Source organism: Bradyrhizobium sp. AZCC 1693, assembly GCF_036924745.1.
Lineage (GTDB): Bacteria > Pseudomonadota > Alphaproteobacteria > Rhizobiales > Xanthobacteraceae > Bradyrhizobium.
In genome coordinates this window covers 5,055,303-5,073,265 of record NZ_JAZHSD010000001.1, presented here as the reverse complement: position 1 = coordinate 5,073,265, position 17,963 = coordinate 5,055,303, and the positions used below count along the sequence as shown (strand labels likewise).

16 protein-coding genes are annotated in these 17,963 nt (G+C 64.8%); 11 read left to right on the top strand and 5 right to left on the bottom strand.

The genetic code is table 11. The features are described 5' to 3' along the window. The first annotated feature begins 21 nt into the window (after positions 1–21). The gene (locus V1293_RS24225) at positions 22–1,023 is read left to right on the top strand and encodes a 2-hydroxyacid dehydrogenase (protein WP_334512835.1); all 1,002 of its coding nucleotides are present in this window, start codon (positions 22–24) and stop codon (positions 1,021–1,023) included. 145 nt (positions 1,024–1,168) lie between these two features. On the opposite strand, the gene V1293_RS24220 is transcribed toward V1293_RS24225, so the two are convergent. Beyond that, positions 1,169–2,089, bottom strand: a complete 921-nt coding sequence (locus V1293_RS24220) for a LysR family transcriptional regulator (RefSeq protein ID WP_334516879.1) — start codon at positions 2,087–2,089, stop codon at positions 1,169–1,171. Between the two features lie 120 nt (positions 2,090–2,209). On the opposite strand from V1293_RS24220, the gene V1293_RS24215 reads away from it, so the two are divergent. Next, entirely contained in the window at positions 2,210–3,205 is a 996-nt protein-coding gene (locus V1293_RS24215) for an aldo/keto reductase (protein WP_334512833.1), read from the top strand. Between the two features lie 18 nt (positions 3,206–3,223). Here the strand turns inward: V1293_RS24215 and V1293_RS24210 are convergent, their stop codons facing one another. Next, positions 3,224–4,027 (bottom strand): HesA/MoeB/ThiF family protein, encoded by an 804-nt coding sequence (locus V1293_RS24210; protein WP_334512832.1) that lies wholly within the window; start codon positions 4,025–4,027, stop codon positions 3,224–3,226. A gap of 126 nt (positions 4,028–4,153) precedes the next feature. Here V1293_RS24210 and V1293_RS24205 point away from each other — a divergent pair, with 126 nt between their 5' ends. Next, a complete protein-coding gene (locus V1293_RS24205) occupies positions 4,154–5,527 on the top strand; it encodes a serine protease (protein ID WP_334512830.1) in 1,374 nt (457 codons plus the stop codon). Positions 5,528–5,655: 128 nt separating this feature from the next. On the opposite strand, the gene V1293_RS24200 is transcribed toward V1293_RS24205, so the two are convergent. Then, positions 5,656–6,234, bottom strand: a complete 579-nt coding sequence (locus V1293_RS24200; protein ID WP_442894272.1) for a gamma-glutamyltransferase — start codon at positions 6,232–6,234, stop codon at positions 5,656–5,658. Between the two features lie 320 nt (positions 6,235–6,554). Here V1293_RS24200 and V1293_RS24195 point away from each other — a divergent pair, with 320 nt between their 5' ends. Further along, complete coding sequence (locus V1293_RS24195; RefSeq protein WP_334512826.1) at positions 6,555–7,325, top strand: ParA family protein; 771 nt, start codon at positions 6,555–6,557, stop codon at positions 7,323–7,325. 79 nt (positions 7,326–7,404) lie between these two features. Here V1293_RS24195 and V1293_RS24190 read toward each other — a convergent pair whose 3' ends face one another. Together V1293_RS24190 and mutM are read right to left on the bottom strand one after the other, a co-directional pair. After that, positions 7,405–7,971, bottom strand: coding sequence for a GNAT family N-acetyltransferase (locus V1293_RS24190; RefSeq protein ID WP_334512824.1), 567 nt, complete (start codon positions 7,969–7,971; stop codon positions 7,405–7,407). Continuing rightward, complete coding sequence (gene mutM, locus V1293_RS24185) at positions 7,959–8,864, bottom strand: bifunctional DNA-formamidopyrimidine glycosylase/DNA-(apurinic or apyrimidinic site) lyase (RefSeq protein ID WP_334512822.1); 906 nt, start codon at positions 8,862–8,864, stop codon at positions 7,959–7,961. The genes V1293_RS24190 and mutM overlap by 13 nt, the downstream gene beginning before the upstream one ends. A 79-nt stretch (positions 8,865–8,943) precedes the next feature. Here mutM and ubiE point away from each other — a divergent pair, with 79 nt between their 5' ends. From ubiE to V1293_RS24150, 7 genes are all read left to right on the top strand, one after another. Next, on the top strand, positions 8,944–9,705 hold the full coding sequence (gene ubiE / locus V1293_RS24180; RefSeq protein ID WP_334512820.1) for a bifunctional demethylmenaquinone methyltransferase/2-methoxy-6-polyprenyl-1,4-benzoquinol methylase UbiE: 762 nt from the start codon (positions 8,944–8,946) through the stop codon (positions 9,703–9,705). Further along, positions 9,702–11,276 carry a 2-polyprenylphenol 6-hydroxylase gene (gene ubiB / locus V1293_RS24175; RefSeq protein ID WP_334516877.1) on the top strand — a complete coding sequence of 525 codons (1,575 nt, stop codon included), beginning with the start codon at positions 9,702–9,704 and terminating at the stop codon, positions 11,274–11,276. The genes ubiE and ubiB overlap by 4 nt, the downstream gene beginning before the upstream one ends. Before the next feature lie 56 nt (positions 11,277–11,332). Further along, positions 11,333–12,763: a bifunctional phosphopantothenoylcysteine decarboxylase/phosphopantothenate--cysteine ligase CoaBC gene (coaBC, locus tag V1293_RS24170; RefSeq protein WP_334512818.1), complete on the top strand. Its 1,431-nt coding sequence runs from the start codon at positions 11,333–11,335 to the stop codon at positions 12,761–12,763. Further along, positions 12,760–13,218: a dUTP diphosphatase gene (gene dut, locus V1293_RS24165; RefSeq protein ID WP_334512816.1), complete on the top strand. Its 459-nt coding sequence runs from the start codon at positions 12,760–12,762 to the stop codon at positions 13,216–13,218. The genes coaBC and dut overlap by 4 nt, the downstream gene beginning before the upstream one ends. 278 nt (positions 13,219–13,496) lie before the next feature. Continuing rightward, positions 13,497–16,016, top strand: coding sequence for a PAS domain-containing sensor histidine kinase (locus V1293_RS24160; protein WP_334512814.1), 2,520 nt, complete (start codon positions 13,497–13,499; stop codon positions 16,014–16,016). Beyond that, complete coding sequence (gene tsaE / locus V1293_RS24155) at positions 16,013–17,533, top strand: tRNA (adenosine(37)-N6)-threonylcarbamoyltransferase complex ATPase subunit type 1 TsaE (protein ID WP_334512812.1); 1,521 nt, start codon at positions 16,013–16,015, stop codon at positions 17,531–17,533. Before V1293_RS24160 ends, tsaE begins: the two co-directional genes overlap by 4 nt. Positions 17,534–17,624: 91 nt before the next feature. Continuing rightward, the gene (locus V1293_RS24150; protein WP_334512810.1) at positions 17,625–17,948 is read left to right on the top strand and encodes a PilZ domain-containing protein; all 324 of its coding nucleotides are present in this window, start codon (positions 17,625–17,627) and stop codon (positions 17,946–17,948) included. Positions 17,949–17,963 lie beyond the last annotated feature (15 nt).

The following is a 17,963-nucleotide window of genomic DNA, read 5'->3' as shown; positions in this document are numbered from 1 at the left end:
CGTCCCTCATGAGAGCAGAACATGTCGGTCAAGAAAAAACCTCTCGTCGTCGTCACCCGCAAGCTGCCGGACTCGATCGAGACCCGGATGCGCGAGCTGTTCGATGCGCGGTTGAATCTCGACGACACGCCGATGACGCCGGAACAGATCGCGGACGCGGTCCGCACCGCCGACGTGCTGGTGCCGACCGTCACCGACATGATCGGTGAGGCGCTCCTCAAGGACCCCGAATGCAAGCTGCGCATGATCGCCAATTTCGGCAACGGCGTCGACAATATCGACGTCACGTCGGCGCATGCGCGCGGCATCACGGTGACCAACACGCCGAAAGTGCTGACCGAAGACACTGCCGACATGACCATGGCGCTGATTCTTGCGGTGCCGCGGCGGTTGATCGAAGGCGCCACCATTCTGACCGAGGGCAAGAACTGGGAGGGATGGTCGCCGACCTGGATGCTCGGCCACCGCATCGGCGGCAAGCGCCTCGGCATCGTCGGCATGGGCCGCATCGGACAGGCCGTGGCCCGCCGGGCGCGCGCCTTCGGCCTGCAGATCCATTATCACAACCGCCGCCCCGTAGCGCCCGTTATCGCCGAGGAGCTCGGCGCGACCTATTGGGAAAGCCTCGACCAGATGCTGGCGCGGATGGACATCATCTCGGTGAACTGTCCGCATACGCCGGCGACCTATCATTTGCTATCGGCACGGCGGCTGAAGCTGATCCGGAAAGACGCCTATATCGTCAACACCGCGCGCGGCGGGGTGATCGACGAAGACACCTTGATCAAGCTGATCGAAGCCGGCGACATCGGCGGCGCCGGCCTCGACGTCTACGAGCACGAGCCCGCCATCAATCCGAAACTGGTGCGGCTGGCCAAGGCCGGCAAGGTGACGCTGCTGCCGCATATGGGCTCGGCCACCATCGAAGGCCGCGTTGAAATGGGCGAGAAGGTGATCATCAATATCAGGACCTTCCTCGACAACCACAAGCCGCCGGATCGCGTGCTGCCCAGCATGCTGTGAGCGGATGTCGCTTGTAGCCTGGATGGAGCGCAGCGAAATCCGGGATAACTGAGTCCATGAGTCCACCGTCCCGGATTGCGCGGAGCCTGTCATCGGGCGCGCGTTCGCGCAACCCGTTGGCTCCATCCGGGCTGCGAGATGCGGGCTATGGCGACTTACCCTTTCGCCGCTCCCGCTTTCGCCATTCCGCGACAAAGGCGACGAACGCGGCGAGCGCCGGCGGTGGCTGGCGGCGGCTCGGGTAATATAAGAACGGTCCCGGAAACGGCGAACACCAGTCGTCGAGCACGCTGACCAGCGCGCCCGACTTGATGCCATAGCGAACGTATCCCTCGAACGTCAGCCAGAAGCCGATGCCGTCATGCACGGCGCGCAGCGCCAGGCCGAGATACGTCGCGATCAGCTTTGGCGGCGGTGAGACTTTCACGACGCGGCCAGCTTTCTCGAACTCCCAATCCAGCATCGCGCCGCTGCCGAAGCGGGTGCGGATGCAGGAATGCTCCAGCAGATCCTTCGGATGTTTTGGGATTCCATGCTGCGCGACGTATTCGCGCGAGGCCACCACCGCGTAGCGCTGCGGCGCCCCGAGCGAGACCGCGATCATGTCCTGCGCCAGATGCTCGCCATAGCGCACGCCGGCGTCAAAGCCTCCGGCAACGATATCGACGAACGAACTCTCGCCGACGATCTCCAGATCGATCTTGGGATGCGCTGCAAGAAACGGCGCGGCCATCGGCGCCAGCACCAGATCGATCGCCGGCGGCGGCGCATTGATGCGCAGACGCCCCGACGGCACGGCCCGCAGGCCGCGCACCTGATCCAGCGCCTCCCCGACATCTGATATCGCCGGGCCGACACGGGCGAGCAACAACTCGCCGGCCTCAGTGAGCGCGACGCTGCGTGTGGTGCGGTTCATCAAGCGCACGCCGAGCCGCTCCTCCATGTCGCGCAGCCGCTGGCTGAGGCTTGAGACGGAGACGCGCTGCTCGACCGCGGCGCGGCGGAAATTCCGGGTGCGCGCCACGGCGACGAAAGCATCGAGGTCGCGGAGGTCGAAATCCTTCATTGTTCGATATAGTGAACAAGCCATTCATGATTGTCCAGCTTATCGGCGCGATCCAGATGCCTCATATCAGCCTCGTCACCACAGCGCGAATGCCCGCCACCGATTTCGAGGAGAACCACCATGGAAAAGCGCAAACTCGGCACGACAGGTCCATCCGTCTCGGCCATCGGCCTCGGCTGCATGGGCATGTCGGACTTCTACGGCCCGGCCGACCGCAGCGAGAGCATCGCCACCCTCCACGCCGCGCTCGATGCCGGCATCACCCTGCTCGACACCGGCGATTTCTACGGCATGGGCCACAATGAGATGCTGATCCGCGAAGCGCTCACGCGGCGCGATCGCAACAATCTGCAGATCAGCGTCAAGTTCGGCGCCCTGCGCGATCCCAACAAGGGCTTTCTCGGCTATGACAGCCGGCCGGCGGCGATCAGGAACTTTGTCGCCTATTCGCTGCAGCGGCTCGGCGTCGACACCATCGACATCTATCGGCCGGCGCGGCTTGATCCCGATGTGCCGATCGAGGAAACCGTCGGCGCTATGGCCGACATGGTGAAGGCCGGCTGGATCAAGCATATCGGCCTCTCCGAAGTGGGCTCCGAAACCATTCGCAGGGCGCACGCGGTGCATCCGATCGTCGACCTGCAGATCGAATATTCATTGCTCGCACGCGGCATCGAGAGCGACATTCTCAAGACCTGCCGCGAGCGCGGAATCAGCATCACCGCCTACGGCGTACTGGCGCGCGGGCTGATCAGCGGACACTGGTCGAAGCAACGCTCCGCTGTGCAGGATTTTCGTCAGATGAGCCCGCGCTTCCAGGGCTCCAATCTCGACGCCAATCTGGCACTGGTGGATTCCCTGCGCGCCATTGCGGCCGAGGTCGGCGCGTCCCCGGCGCAGGTCGCGATTGCCTGGGTCGCAGCGCAGGGCAGCGACATCGTACCGCTGGTCGGCGCACGTCGCCGCGACCGCCTTTCCGAAGCGCTCGGCGCGCTCGATGTGAAATTGACGGATACGCAGCTCGCCGCGCTCGCCAAGGCTTTTCCGCCAGGCGCCGCCGCAGGCGCGCGCTATCCCGAGGCGCAACTCGCGCATATGGATAGCGAGAAACGGTGAGATGAAGGCCGGTGAACGCTACGCCGCGTGGCCGCTCAGATCGGTGATGACAGGCGTATCGCCGTTAAGCGGGTTTTGTGGATCGCGCCCGTAGCGCAACGTCTCGAACCGCATCGCGCGGGCGTCCACCATCACCAGCCGGCCGACCAGGCTCTCGCCAAAGCCGACGATCTCGCGGATCGCCTCCAGCGCCATCATCGAGCCCAGCATGCCCGCCAGCGCGCCCATGACGCCGGCCTCCGCACAGGCCGGCACGGTGCCGGGCGGCGGCGACTCGGGAAACAGGCAGCGATAGGTCGGATTGAACTCGCCCTGCTCGTTGCGCTCATGGGCGCGGATCGTGGTCAGCGATCCGTCGAATTGACCGATCGCCGCCGTGATCAGCGGCTTGCCGGCAAAGAAGCAGGCATCGGACACCAGATAACGCGTTTCGAAATTGTCGGAGCCGTCGAGCACGAGATCGTAGCCGCCGATCAGCGACATCACGTTCTTCGCATCGAGACGCACCGCGTGCGCCTCGAAGTGAACATGCGGATTGAGCGCGTGAATCACTTCGGCGGCGCTGTCGACCTTGCGTCGTCCGATGTCGGGCGTGGTGTGGATAATCTGGCGCTGCAGGTTGGACAGCGAGACGATGTCGTCATCGACCGCACCGAGCGTGCCGACACCGGCGGCCGCCAGATACATCAGGACCGGCGCACCGAGGCCGCCGGCGCCGATCACCAGCACCGACGCATCTTTCAGCGCGGTTTGCCCCGGGCCACCGACTTCGCGCAGCACGATATGGCGGGCGTAACGTTCGAGTTCGTCGGCCGTCAGCATGGTCGCACTACCTCAATCAATCCCCTGAACCAGGGCGCGGTTGTTGCCGACTAAGCAGATGTGCTTAATTGGCGGGACTTCAATGCACGCTCCCTTATTCCACTCCGGCATTCTCCTGGATTTGTCATGAGATCGGTGCTTTCGGCAACATTGATGATCGCGGCCTTAGGTTTGGCGGCCTCGGCCGCGCGGGCGCAAATGACGCCCCCCTCCACAGTGGGCGCCAAGCCGAAACCGGTGACGACGGTACCGATCCGTCCCGCGCTGCAGAAGCCGGAGGACACGGCCAACGCGATGGGACAGGCCGAGCGGCTGGCGCTGCAGTCGGACCTCGCCTGGGTCGGGCAGTATAACGGCGCGATCACGGGCGATATCAGCGAGCGCATGGTCAACGCAATCAAGGAATTCCAGAAATCCCGCGGGGCCAAGCAGACCGGCGTGCTCAATCCGCAGGAGCGCGGCGTGCTCGCCGATACCGCCAAGCGAAAGCAGGAAAGCGTCGGGTGGAAGATCGCCGTCGATCCCGGCACAGGCGTGCGGCTCGGCATCCCCACAAAACTGGTGCCGCAACAGGCCAGCGACGCCAACGGCACCAAATGGACCTCCTCCACCGGAACGGTCCAGGTTCAACTGGCGCGGCGCAAGGAAGCCAATCCCACCACGGCAAAGCTCGCAGAGCGGGAGAAGAAGGAGCCGGGGCGCACGATCGATTATACCGTCGTCAAGCCCGATTTCTTCGTGCTGTCCGGCCTGCAGGGGCTGAAGAAATTCTACATGCGCGGCACCTTCAAGGGCGACGAGGTCCGCATCCTTACCATCCTCTACGACCAGGCGACCGAGAATACCGTGGAGCCAGTCGTGATCGCGATGTCGAGCGCGTTCAATGCGTTTCCGGCGGCTGCTCAACTAGCCGGGCCTCCTCCGCGCAAGACCGTGGAATACGGCACCGGCCTCGTCGTCGGTGACGACGGCGCGATCATTGCCGACCGCCAGATCACCGACGGCTGCCTCACGATCGTGATCGCGGGCTTTGGCAATGCCGATCGCGTCGCTGAGGACAAGGAGCACGATCTCGCGCTATTGCGCATCTATGGCGCGCGCGGGCTGAAAGCCCTCAACCTCGCCAACGCCGCCACCAAGACCGCGCTCGACCTCACAGGTATTGCCGATCCGCAGAACCAGGGCGGCGGCGCCGCGGTGACCAGCGTCAAGGCTTCGGTGGCCCAGCTTGGCGGCGGCAGCGATATCGCGCTGACGCCCGCGCCGGCGCTCGGTTTTTCCGGCGCGCCCGCGCTTGATGGCGACGGCAGGTTTGCCGGCATCGCGCTGTTGAAGCCGGTTCAAATAGCCGGGCCGGCGAACGGTGCACCCGCAGCACAGGCGGTGCTGGTAACCGCCGAAACGTTGCGCGATTTCCTGAAGGCCAATGGCGTCAGCGCGGCCGGCGGAGCGACCGATGCGAGGACGTCGGTCGTCCGCGTGATTTGCGTAAGGAAGTGAGAATTCGTGTCCCGGACGCGGTGCAGCGCGTCAGCGTTGCTCCGCAGAGCCGGGACCTATGCCGCGGAAAGATGGGCCCCGGCTCTGCAGCGCATCACTGCGTGCTGCACTGCGTCCGGGGCCCGAAATCAAGCCAACCCAAACCTCACGCCGGCGCGCGCTAACCCGCCAGCGATGCCGATCGGCGTGCCGTCCGCGCGCCAGCAGGCCGCGCCCGATATCGTACCGTCCTCGTGAAACTGGATGGCATTCATGCCGCCGGCAACCGTCGGCACCGCCAGCACCTTGTGACCCATCGCGACAAGTTTGGCGCGAACAGCGTCGGGCACCGCCTGTTCGACCTCGAGCGCGTTGCCTTCGGTCCACACCCGCGGCGCTTCGACCGGCGAGCCCGGCACCGCCACCGCTTTCCGGCCGCTGAGGTTTTCATCGCCGACAGTATCAAACACGTCATGCGCCGAGCCAGGCTTGGAAGTGTAGGTATCGGGCCTGACCGCCAGCGGTACGGTGCTCTGGCCGTCGACGAAACGATGGCTGCCGTCGGCCAGCCGGATATGGGCCATGCCGCCGCCGATGATGCCGACCATCATCGGCTCGACCACCGTCGGCGCAAACAGCGTCGCGATCGCGGCATCGATGGCGTTGCCTCCGGCCGCCAGCATTTCCGCGCCCGCGCTCGATGCCAGCGGATGATTGCTGACCACCATGCCGCGGCTCCCGGCCGCCGGCCGCTTTTGGCATTGAAAACTGGTGGCTGCACGATCCCGCCAATGACCGGTCATGCTTGTTCTCGTTTCTTGTTGTGGTTTTCATCAGGCGCAAATGCACCGCCCGGCAGTATTTGCCCGGATGACCACAATTCCAGAATCGGGCATCATTGCAAACTGACTGATTCGGACAACCGCGATCCCCTGACCTTTGGATCGGGCTGGGCACGTCTGAGCGAGCGCGTAACTCGGCGTCGCAGAATGCGGCGCAGCTCGTGTGCCGTCACCCAAATACCCGAAAGCTATCCAAAGGACCTGAAATGCAGACGATCGTATTGGCCACCCAGAAGGGTGGCTCCGGGAAAAGCACGCTCGCCATCGGCCTTGCGCTTGCCGCCATCCGGGCCGGGCATAATGTCCGCCTGATCGAGACGGACCCCCAGGGCACCGTTTCGAACTGGAAGCGCCGCCGTCCCTATGCCGCGCCGATCATCGAGCCGATCTACGCCGCCCGGGAGGTCGAACAGCGCCTGCAATCGCTCGCGTACGACGGCGTTACGGTGACGATCGTGGATACCGCCGGCGGCGAAAGCGCCGCGACCAATTCGGCCATTCGTTATTCCGACCTCTGCCTGATTCCGACGCGACCGAGCATCGCCGACATCGAGGCGACCGCCGCGACGCTCCGCGTCATCAGGGCCTGGCACAAGCCGTTTGCCTACGTCCTGAACCAGACCCCGATCCGGGCCGCGGCACGCCTCGCCGGTGCGGAAAATGCGTTGAGCAACGAGGCCGCGCTCGACATCGCCGATATCGTTGCCAGACCCCTTATCGTGATGCGCAACGATCACCAGGACGCGCTGAGCGCCGGCCTCGCTGTCTGCGAACATGCACCGGGCGGCAAGTCCGCGGAGGAAATGCGCGCCCTCTGGCAGTGGACCGAATCGCGGCTGGGCAACGCGGTTGCGGCTACTGACGAACCGATCATCGAGGAGTTCGTGGAAATACCCGCAGTTATTCCTAAATGGGCTGCGCTCCCGTCTTTCGACACCGACAGCGCACTCTTCCTGAGAACCCCCGCTCGCGTCTGATATCACGCTTCGCGCAAGGTAAATGCGCGAGGCGAAAGCGGAGGCAATCCAGACCACCAGCCCCGGCTGGGTTGCTTCGCTATGGATTTCGGCGCAGCCAGTTTTCCCGCGTCATGCGCCATTTTTCCGCGAGCGTCTGACCGCTATGATGGGCAAGCTCGATGTAGCCGACAAGTTCGGCGCCGGTCTTTTGCTTGACCCGGCGTGACGCCACGTTGGTCGCCGCATTGCAGGCGTAGAAGCTCTCGATCCCGAGCGTGCGGAAGGCAAAATCGTTTACCGCCGAGACGGCTTCGCTCATCAGGCCCTGATTCCAATAGCGCTCCGCGAGCCAGAAGCCGCGGTTGCCCTGCGCATCGTCCGACCCGGGGCGAAAGCGGATATTCCCGATCGCCTCGCCATCACCGCCGCGCAGCACCAGCATCCAATTATAGATCTCTTCCCCCGCGGCGACCCTCTCCAGCTCCCTCGCGATGAAAGTCTCCGCGCCGTTCTCCGGATAGGGCCAGGGGACAACCGATGCGAGATGCTGGATGATGTTCCAGTTGTTGAAATGGCGCTGGATCGCCGGCGCATCTGACAGCGCGAGCGGCCGCAAGATCAGTCGTGCCGTTTGAAGCGTCGGCGTTTTGGTTATTTCTGACATTTGGGGCACCAGAAAGTCGAGCGGCCGTTTTGAACGAAGCGCCGGACGATGCCGCCGCAGCCTTTGGTCTGGCATTTTTCGTCCTCGCGGTCATAGACCTGGAACGAGTGCTGGAAATAGCCGAGTTCGCCCGACGTCAGGCGATGATCGCTGATCGAGGAACCGCCGGCCTTGATCGCCTGATTCAGCACCGAATGAATCGCATGCACCAGCCGCACGGCGTGATCGGTCGGCTCTCCCCCGGCAACGCCATTGTGTTGTCCGGCCTTCGTCGCCAGCGTCGCCGCCAACCGGCGCGGCGACAGATGCGACCGGTACAGCGCCTCGCAGACATAGATATTGCCGAGCCCCGCGACCACCCGCTGGTCGAGCAGCGCGGCCTTCAGGCTGGTCTTTTTGTTGAAGCACGAGCGCGCCAGCATCGCGGCGTCGAATTCATTGCCGAGCGGCTCCGGGCCGAGGTCCTTCAACAGCGGCTCATCCTCCAGCGCGTTGCGGGCGATGATTTTCATGTAACCGAAGCGGCGCGGGTCGTTGAACACGACGGCCGCGCCCGACGACATGTGAAACACCACGTGATCATGCGCGCGGTCCTCGCTGCGCGGATGGTGGAATTGGCCCGGCGTAGTGTCGCCGTTGCCTTCGAGCACCCGGAACGAGCCGGACATGCCCAGATGCATCAAGAGCACATCGCCGGAGCCAAGATCCGCCATCAGGTATTTGGCGCGACGGCCGAGACCGGTCACGGTCTGGCCCTCCAGCCGCGCGATAAAATCTTTTTGAAAGGGAAACCGCAAATCCTTGCGCCGGGCTTCCGCTTTGACGATTTTCGACCCTTCCATGGCGGGCTGAAGGCCGCGGCGGACAGTCTCAACTTCGGGCAATTCAGGCATGCAGGCATTCACCTTATGGAGGTGACGTGATAGCGCCATTGCGGCCGCCGCGCTATGGTGGCCAGACGGAGTAAAGTTGATGGATCGGCCGGATCAAACCACCCATTTTGGCTTCAGGGACGTGCCCCTGGGGGACAAGCAGACGCTGGTGAACGACGTATTTCACAGCGTGGCGTCCCGTTACGACCTGATGAACGATCTGATGTCGGCGGGCCTGCACCGGGTCTGGAAGGACATCATGATCACGGCGCTCAATCCGCCGAAAAACGATGCGCCGTTTGCCCTGCTCGACGTCGCCGGCGGTACCGGCGACATCGCCTTCCGTGCAGCCGAGGCGGCAGGCCTGGGCTTCCACGCCACCGTCTGCGACATCAATACCGATATGCTCGGGGTCGGCCGCAACCGCGCGCTGGCGCGTCATCTCGACCACCAGGTGTCGTTTGTCGAGGGTAATGCCGAGACGTTGGCGTTTCCGGACCGTTCTTTCGACGCCTACACCATCGCGTTCGGCATTCGCAACGTGCCGCGGATCGATGCCGCGCTGCGCGAGGCCTATCGCGTGCTGCGGCCCGGCAGCCGGTTCCTGTGTCTGGAATTCTCCACCGTCGACGTCCCCGGGCTTGACCGGTTGTACGACTTCTTCTCGTTCAAGGTGATACCGCCGCTCGGCCGCGCCGTGACGGGCGATGCGGACTCCTATCAATATCTCGTCGAGTCGATCCGCAAGTTTCCCCGGCCCAATCAATTCGCCGAGATGATCCGCGACGCCGGCTTTGCGCGGGTGAAGTGGGAAAGCCTCTCCGGCGGCATCGTGGCGTTGCATTCGGGCTGGCGTTTGTGATTTCTGCGGCGACCCACATCGCGCGGCTCGTCCGCGCCGCTTACGTGTTCGCGCGCGAAGGCGTGTTCGGCGTCGTCGATCCGAGCCTGGTGCCGCCGCCCGGGCAGCTAGCGCTGCGGCTGGCGCGGCTGATCGAACGCCCCGGCGCCAAATCCGGCCCGCGGCTGTCGCGGGCGCTGACGCGCCTCGGCCCGGCCTATCTCAAGCTCGGCCAGTTTCTGGCGACCCGGCCCGACGTGGTCGGCGTCGCGATGGCGCGCGATCTGGAAGCCCTGCAGGACCGGCTGCCGCCGTTTTCGCAAGCCGAGGCGGAGGTCGTCATCGCCCAGTCGCTGGAACGCCCGCTGGCAAAAGCCTTTGTCAGCCTCGGGCCGCCGGTCGCCGCCGCTTCCATCGCGCAGGTGCATCGCGCCGAGATCGAGCGCGACGGCGTGCGCCAGCCGGTCGCCGTAAAGGTGCTCCGGCCCAATGTCGCCGCGCGCTTTCGCCGCGACCTCTCCGATTTCTTCTTCGTCGCGCACAATGCGGAAGCGCATTCGGCCGAAGCGCGGCGGCTGCGGCTGATCGAGGTCATCAACACGATGTCGCGCTCGGTCGCAATGGAGATGGACCTGCGGCTCGAAGCGGCCGCCTTGTCCGAGATGGCGGAGAACACGCGCGACGATCCGGATTTCCGCGTGCCGACCGTCGACTGGGATCGCACCACCCACAACGTGCTGACGATGGAGTGGATCGACGGCATCGCGCTGAACGACCATGCGCGACTGGCGCAGTCGCACATCGATCTGCCCGATCTCGGCCGCAAGGTGATCCAGAGCTTTCTGCGCCACGCGCTGCGCGACGGTTTCTTCCATGCCGACATGCATCCCGGCAATCTGTTTCTCGACGAGGCCGGCCGGCTGGTGGCGGTCGATTTCGGCATCATGGGCCGGCTCGGGCTGAAGGAGCGGCGCTTCCTCGCCGAAATTCTCTTGGGCTTCATCACGCGCGACTACCGCCGCGTCGCCGAAGTGCATTTCGAGGCCGGCTACGTGCCGGGCCATCACTCGGTGGAGAATTTCGCGCAAGCCATCCGCGCCATCGGCGAGCCGATCCACAACCGCACCGCCGAAGAAATCTCGATGGCGAAGCTGCTGACGCTTCTCCTCGAAGTCACCGGCCTGTTCGACATGCAGACCCGGCCCGAACTGATCCTGCTGCAGAAGACCATGGTGGTGGTCGAAGGGGTCGCCCGCGGCTTCGATCCCAGGCTCGACATCTGGAAGGTCGCCGATCCCGTGGTGCGCGAATGGATCGAGCGCAATCTCGGTCCGCTCGGGCGAGTTCAGGGCGCGATGACCGGCGCGGGCGAACTCGGCCGCGTGATGACGGGCCTGCCTGCGATCGCCTCGCGGGCGGTTGCCGTGCTTGAGAACATGGAGAAGATGACCCGGGAGGGCCTGACTTTGTCGCCGGAGACGATCGCGGCGATGGGACGGGCCGAGGGCCGCAAGAGCCGCTGGCGGACGGTGGCGCTCTGGATCATCGCGGCGACCTTTATCGGAATTCTGATCGCCATCCGGCAGCTATGATTGCAGTGCAAGCATGAATTTGCTATCATTGATGGCATACCTCGCTGGAGGCCGCCATGGCCAGCCTGACCATCCGAAAACTGGACGAGACCGTCAAAGCCTATCTGCGCCTCCGGTCGGCCGGGAACGGCCGCTCCGTCGAGGAGGAAGTCCGGGTCATCCTCGGGGAGTTGATCCAGGGGCGCCCCGAACTGCCGGGCGCAACTTCCTCGCCGCCATCCGCTGAGGGGCCCGCACAGACCCTGCGGCCCGGCAGCACCACCGGTGAACGGAATGTCACCCTGATCATCGGCGGCGGCATCGCCGCCTACAAGGCGCTGGACCTGATCCGGCGCCTGAAGGACCGGCATATCGGCGTCCGCTGCGTGCTGACCAAGGCCGCACAGCAATTCGTCACCCCGCTTTCCGCCAGCGCGCTGTCGAACGAGCGCGTCTATACCGACCTGTTTGACGCCGAGAGCGAATTCGACGCCGGTCACATCCGTCTCGCGCGCGAATGCGATCTGATCGTGGTAGCGCCGGCAACCGCCGATCTGATGGCCAAGATGGCGCACGGCCATGCCGACGATCTCGCCACCGCGATCCTGCTGGCGGCGAACCGTCCGATCCTGCTGGCGCCCGCGATGAACCCCTTGATGTGGAATAACGCCGCTACCCGCCGCAACGTGCTGCAGTTGCGGCGCGACGGCATCCACATGATCGGCCCCAATGTCGGCGAAATGGCCGAAGCGGGCGAAGCCGGCGTCGGGCGAATGTCGGAGGCGATCGAAATCGCCGCGGCGGCCGTCGACATCCTGCGTCCGCCGCAACCGCGGCCGCTCGCCGGCAAGCGCGTGCTGATCACGGCCGGACCGACGCATGAGCCGATCGACCCCGTGCGCTATATCGCCAACCGATCCTCCGGCAAGCAGGGTTTTGCCATCGCCGCCGCGGCGCAGGCCGCAGGCGCCGATGTCACACTGGTCTCCGGGCCTGTGGACTTGCGCGATCCGGCGGGCGTCACGGTCATCCGCGTGGAGTCGGCGCGCGACATGCTGCATCGGGTGGAAGCCGCTCTACCGGCCGATATCGCGATCTTCGCCGCCGCCGTTGCCGACTGGCGCGTCGCCAATGAGGGCGAGCAGAAGCTGAAAAAGACTTCTGCCGGCATGCCGCCACTGCAACTGGTCGAAAACCCTGACATTCTCGCGACGATCTCGAAGCTGACGGACAAGCGTCCACCACTGGTGATCGGGTTTGCGGCCGAGACCGAGCATCTGATCGACAACGCCAAGGCCAAGATCGCGCGCAAGGGCTGCGACTGGATCGTCGCCAACGACGTTTCGCCCGCACTGGGGGTGATGGGCGGCGACCGCAACACCGTTCACTTGCTGACGCGCGACGGTGCCGACGAGATCAAGGTTGATTCCTGGCCCGTGATGACCAAGGAACAGGTCGCAGCCGAGCTGGTGGCGAAGATCGCAAAGAAGGTGGAGCAGAATTCGTGAACGCGACCGTGAAAGTCGAAATCCACCAACTGCCGCATGGCGAAGATCTCGCGCTGCCGGCCTATCAAAGCGCTGATGCCGCCGGGCTCGACCTGCTGGCCGCGGTTCCCGCGGACACGCCGCTGATTCTGCCGCCCGGGAAACATGCGATGGTGCCGACCGGGCTGACGATCGCGCTGCCATCAGGCTATGAAGCGCAGGTGCGGCCGCGTTCCGGGCTTGCCGCCAAGCATGGCGTCACCGTCTTGAATTCGCCCGGCACGGTGGACGCGGATTACCGCGGCGAGATCAACGTCCTCCTGATCAACCATGGCGACACGCCATTCCCGATCCGGCGCGGCGAGCGCATCGCGCAGATCGTGATCGCGCCGGTCGTGCAGGCGCACCTGGTTCCAGTAGTGTCGCTTTCAACAACCGATCGCGGCAGTGGCGGTTTCGGCTCGACTGGACACTGAATCGTTGCGTAAATCCGCCTCTCGGCGGTAATCCGTCGAATTCTTCACAGCCAGATTTGCGTTCACGGTCTGGACTCTTACCGGTCGACTCCCGAAGGAGATACTCTCGACCCGATTCGTGCGGAGCGCGACCAGCAAAAGTGGGGTCCGGTTTTGCGTCCGGGCGCGCTCAATCCTATTAGTTGGCGCATAATCTCAACGCCAAACCGCTCACACTTTGGCGGATTTATGCGCTGGGGTAGTTCCGGGCCTGCAGTCGAGCGTTTTTGGGGCAAATAATGTCAGGCGTAGTCGCGGCGATGCGTCGAACCCTGCTGTCGTGCACCTCACTGGCGCGCCACGGCGTGATTGCGCTCGCCACCGCTTTGGCCGCCGCTCCGGAACCCGCGTCGGCCGCTGACCTGGGCATCACGCAGACGATTTCCGCCCTGCTCGACCTCAATCACCAGGAATTTGCAGTACTGACGACGGCGCTGTCGTTGCTCGGCTTTACCGTGGTGGCGGCGATCCTGCTGATGCGCACGCGCATTCGGGCCACCCGGATGGAACTCGACCTGCGCTCCGACATCGCCGACCTGCAGGTGCAGGCCGATCGCCTGCGCGCGCTCTTGTTCGCCGAGCCCCAGATCCTGATCGCCTGGGCCGCGGGCGACAACCGGCCCCAGATCAGCGGCGACACCTCGCTTCTGATCTCGCCGGACGCGCTGTCCAATTCGCCGCAGCGTATCCTCGCCTTTGGAACCTGGCTGCCCCCGGAACCGGCGCTGCAGATGGACCATGCGGTCGACGCGTTGCGCGAGGCCGGCGAAGGCTTTCTGCTCAATCTCTCCACCTCGAACGGCCGCGCCATCGAAGCGATGGGCCGTGCCATTGGCGGGCAAGCCATTGTGCGGATTCGCGAACTCGGCGGGTTGCGCCGGGAGCTCGCCGAATCCAATCTCCGCTACAGAACGCTTCTGGAGGAGACTGAGCTGTTGCGCGATTTCGCCGCCGCCGTACCGTGGCCGATCTGGGCCAAGAGCGCAGAGGGCAATCTGCGTTACGCCAATGCGGCCTATGTGCGGGCTACCGAGGGCGCAAGCGTCGCGGAAACCATCCACCGCAACCTCGAACTCCTGGAGAACGACCAGCGCGCCGAGATGGGCCGGGTGCTGAACGACAATTCCACCTTCAGCGCGCGGCTGCCGATCGTGGTCGGCGGCGAGCGGCGCATCTATGACGTGCAGGCGCTCAGGCTCAGCGCCGGCAGCGCCGGCATCGCCATCGACGCCAGCGAGGCGACCGCTCTGCGCGACGCCATGGAGCGGATGGCGGAAGCCCATCGCCGCACCCTCGACCAGTTGTCGTCGGGGGTAGCCGTGTTCGACGGCCAGCGGCGGCTTGCCTTCTACAATGAATCCTACCGGCGGCTGTGGGGCCTCGACCAGGCCTTCCTCGATTCCAATCCCGACGATTCGAGCGTGCTCGATCGCTTACGCGCAGCGCGCAAACTGCCCGAACAGCCCGACTTCCGGGCCTGGAAGGCCAAGCTGCACGAAGCCTATCGCGCCATGGAGCCCGAGAACTATACCTGGTTCCTGCCCGACGGCCGCGCCGTCAGCGTCGTCACCACACCGAATCTCGAAGGCGGCGTCACCTATCTGTTCGACAATGTCACCGAAAGCCTCGATCTCGCACGCCGCTACGACCGGCTGACCCGGGTCCAGCATGAGACGCTGGATAATCTCGCCGAAGCGGTCGCGGTTTTCGGCAGCAATGGCCGCGTGGAACTGTTCAATCCTGCTTTCGAGAAAATGTGGAAGCTGTCGGCGGAATCGCTCAAAGAACAGCCGCACATCGAGACCGTGGAAGCCTGGTGCACGCCGCTGTTCGACGATGTGCTGACCTGGCGGGCGCTGCGCGAGGCGATCACTGCGATCGATAACCGCGCGCAGGTGGCGCTGAAGCTCGAGCGCAAGGACGGCAGCGTGCTGGACTGCATGACCATGCCGTTGCCCGACGGCGCGACCATGTTGACCTTCCAGGACATCACCGACACCGAAAATGTCGAGCGCGCATTGCGCGAACGCAACGAGGCGCTGGAGGCCGCCGACCAGATGAAGGTCGATTTCGTCCACCACGTCTCCTACGAACTGCGCGCCCCCCTCACCACCATCATCGGCTTTGCGCACTTCCTCAGCGATCCCTCGACCGGCCCGCTGACGCCGAAGCAGGCCGAGTATCTCGATTACGTCACCAAGTCGACCAACGCGCTGCTGGCGCTCACCAACAACATCCTCGATCTCGCCACCATCGATGCCGGCGCCATGAAGCTCGAGCTCGGCCCGGTGAATATCGAAAAGGCCATCCAGGCAGCCGCCGAAGGCATCCAGGACCGGCTGGCGACCGACCGCATCGAACTCAAGGTCGACATCGATCCCAATATCGGCAACTTCACCGGCGACGAGCGGCGCGTGGTGCAGGTGCTCTATAATTTGCTTGCCAACGCCGTCGGATTTTCGCCGCACGATGCCGCGGTCACGATCAGCGCGCGGCGGACCGAGCATCGCGTGATCTTCACCGTCAGCGATTCCGGCCCCGGCATTCCGGCTGATGTGAAAGACAAGGTGTTCGACTGGTTCGAGAGCCACTCCCACGGCTCGCGTCACCGCGGCGCCGGCCTCGGCCTGTCGCTGGTGCGCTCCTTTGTCGAACTGCACGGCGGCAAGGTGCGCGTCGATTCGGTGGTCGGCAAGGGCACGACGGTCACCTGCGACTTTCCGATCGACCAGAACGCGCATCGCAACGCCGCCGAATGACCGCGCCCGCGACATTTACGGCAGCGCTTGCGAACGAGACCGCGACGGCGCATCTGATGGCCGATCTCGCGCTGCTGGTCGGCCCTGGCGACGTCATCACGCTCTCGGGCGATCTCGGCGCGGGGAAGACGGCCGCGGCGCGCGCGATGATCCGCTATCTCGCCAACGATCCAACGCTGGAAGTACCAAGCCCGACGTTTACGCTGGCACAGAACTACGATGTGCCGTTTCCGCTTCTCCACGCCGATCTCTATCGGATCAATGATTCGAGCGAGCTGGAGGAAATCGGATTGTCGCCGCTACCGGAAGGCACGCTGGCGCTGATCGAATGGCCGGAGCGCGCACCTGATGTGCTGCCCGAAGATCGCGTCGACATCGCCTTCAGCCATCGCCCGGCGCTCGGGTCCACGGCGCGCGCCGCCGAAATCACCGGCTACGGCAAGGCGGCGGCGCAGGTGGCGCGATTGAGCAGCTTGCGAAAGTTTCTCAGCGATGCCGGCTTCCTGGATGCGGCGCGCGAGCGCATGCCCGGCGACGCCTCGACGCGCTCCTATGCGCGGCTGATTCGCGACGACGGCACGTCGATCCTGATGAATTCGCCGCGCCGTCCGGATGGGCCCGCGATCTATGACGGAAAATCCTACAGCGCGGCCGTTCATCTCGCCGAGGACGTCAAGCCGTTCGTCGCCATCGACAACGGCCTGCGTGCGCACGGCTTTTCGGCGCCCGCCATCCGCCACGCCGATCTGAATTCCGGTTTCCTGATCACCGAGGATTTTGGCACCGCCGGCGTCGTCGAAGGTGATCCGCCGCGGCCGATCGTCGAGTGCTACGAGGCGGCGACCGACATGCTGGCGGAGCTGCATCGCAAACCCCTGCCCGAAACGGTGCCGCTGGAGCCGCAGGGCTCATACCAAATTCCCCCCTACGATATCCATGCATGGCTGGTCGAAATCAGCCTGATGCTCGAATGGTATCTGCCGGATCGCGGCGCCGAAATCAGCCAGCAACGGCGCGACGAGTTCGTCGCGATGTGGCGAACGTTGCTGGAAAAGCCGGCAGCCGCGCCGCGCACCTGGGTGATGCGGGATTTTCATTCGCCCAACATCATCTGGCTCGGCGAGCGCACGGGAATCTTGCGCGTCGGGATTATCGACTTCCAGGATGCCGTGCTTGGCCCCGCCGCCTACGATCTGGTGTCACTGCTGCAGGACGCCCGGCTCGACGTTCCCGAGCAACTCGAATTGACGCTCCTGACCCGCTACATCAAGGCGCGCCGCGCGGTGGATGATCAGTTCGATCCGGCCAGCTTTGCCGAGCTTTACGCCATCATGTCGGCGCAGCGGAATACCCGGCTGCTCGGCACCTTCGCCCGGCTCAACCGGCGGGACGGCAAGCCGCAATATCTGCGCCACCAACCCCGGATCTGGACCTACCTGAACCGCTCGCTGGCGCACCCGGCGCTGGCGGCATTTCGCGAATGGTATGCCGCCAACGTGCCGCCGCCACTCCCCTGATTTACCTCCTGTTAGCCACCCCGCACTTAATCTGGAACCGGCCATGCCGAGCCGGCGTGGCCCAGCCAGTTTTTGAAATGGGACGACGGCCATGGCGGGCGCGGAACGGCGCAAGGGAGATCGGGTCGTATTCGAGCGCGGCTTTGCGGCGCACATGATGGGCATCGACGGCACCTGGCGGCGCGACTGCGTCATGGAAGACGTCTCCGAGACCGGCGCCAAGCTGACGGTCGAAGGTTCGGTCGAGGGCCTGCATCTGAAGGAATTCTTCCTGCTGCTGTCGTCCACGGGGCTAGCCTATCGGCGCTGCGAGCTGGCCTGGGTCAATGGCGATCAGATCGGCGTCAACTTCCTGAAACAGGGCGACAAGAAGAAGAAGGCGGCCAAGCGCGGGGCCGAGGACGCCGAAGCCTGAGGTTTGGCAGCGCCG